This is a genomic window from Photorhabdus viridis, from assembly GCF_040256935.1.
GTDB classification, from domain to species: Bacteria; Pseudomonadota; Gammaproteobacteria; order Enterobacterales; family Enterobacteriaceae; genus Photorhabdus; species Photorhabdus viridis.
Map to the genome: position 1 here is coordinate 1 of NZ_JBEJZY010000154.1, position 1,310 is coordinate 1,310.

Sequence of the window (1,310 nt, forward strand, 5' to 3'; positions counted from 1 at the left end):
GGTCGAGTCGGATGGGAACGACTTTGGGAAGGCTGGTTTCGGCTGCAAACCCTGATAGACGGCTATTTGCTGGCTAAATCAGTTGATTTGGAGATCTGATCAAGAGACAGGGAAAGAGCAGGGCGTGATGTCTTTGATCAGTGGTATCAGACGGTCTCTATCGCGTGTACTGTTTCATATCAAAGCTTTTTTCCTTGCGTTTGTGCTGTCCTGCATTGCTCTGTTTACTCCCTGGTCTTTTTTGACCTTGCCTGCGGATAATCATCATATCTCCAGTATCGTGCTGTTATCAGGCTATATCGGATTGCTGGCTATTTATCCGCCGTGCTCACATAGGCTGGCTACTTTGGGCGGTTGGCTAGTGGTGATATTGAGTCCGCTGGCGGGGCTGTGGGCCGCTGCGCTGTTGTTTGGCGGGCTGGCGACCTTGCTCATTACTATCATCAGGCAACGTAAACTGGAGGTAGGCAGATCCCTGTTGCTGCTGATAGCAACGAGTACCATTGTTATGCTGTTTAGAATGGACGCCCATGCTATCCCCGTCTGGTTTGGTGTCGTATTTGTTGTCATTGTGTTGGCGGCGGCGTTTGTTGAGCCTTGGCGTAATCTCCGGCAGCAGAAAGTGCTGCAACAACAGCAACAGATTGTTGCCTGTCAACAAGCGGAGGAACAGCGTCAGCGGGATGACGCACAGGCAGTGTTCGCTGAATATCATGAACAGCTGGCGCAGATCAGGCGCTATCAGTCTGGTATGTCGTCTGATATACAGGAGTTAGTCAGCCAAATTGAAGAGAAAACTCAAGCGATCATTGGCTGTATGCAGGCCGATGCCAGGGATGTCACTCCCGGTAAGGCATTTCTCAACCGTTATCTGCCGATGATTGCTAAGGCTCTGGAACGTTGTGTTTTGTTGGAGGAGCAAAATGCCAATAGTGCACAGTTTGAAGAGGTCAGGTTATTGACTTATCAGGGCCTGCAAGAAATGAGTGCGGCATTCAGTGAGATGCATCAGCATCTGTTGGATAACGATATTGACGATTTGCTGGTGGATCTTAAGGTAATGAATCAGTTGATTCGTTCCCAGGGATTTGGCGTTAAACACGATTAATGTTGGCGCCACGTGCATTGCTTCTTCTTTTTTGATGGTCAGAAGGAATGAATTGACAGATATAGAGACAGAAGGGGCATCTTGCCCCTTCTTAGCGAAAAACGCCGTAAACCCTCGCCCAGTGCGGGCGGGGATATAAGGCGAAAAGCCCGCGGGGCTTTCAAGAACACTCAGGCGTTGACTGACTCTGAACGTAGGCTCT

At 49.6% G+C, this 1,310-nt stretch carries 1 protein-coding gene; it reads left to right on the plus strand.

Annotated elements, in window-relative coordinates; genetic code table 11:
• The first annotated feature begins 127 nt into the window (after positions 1–127).
• Complete coding sequence (locus ABR397_RS22645; protein WP_350307678.1) at positions 128–1,108, plus strand: 5-bromo-4-chloroindolyl phosphate hydrolysis family protein; 981 nt, start codon at positions 128–130, stop codon at positions 1,106–1,108.
• The last annotated feature ends 202 nt before the right edge of the window (positions 1,109–1,310 follow it).

Bases quoted from the DNA above. Each gene is read 5' to 3' on its own strand.
- ABR397_RS22645 (WP_350307678.1), top strand. From the start codon at position 128: ATGTCTTTGATCAGTGGTATCAGACGGTCTCTATCGCGTGTACTGTTT.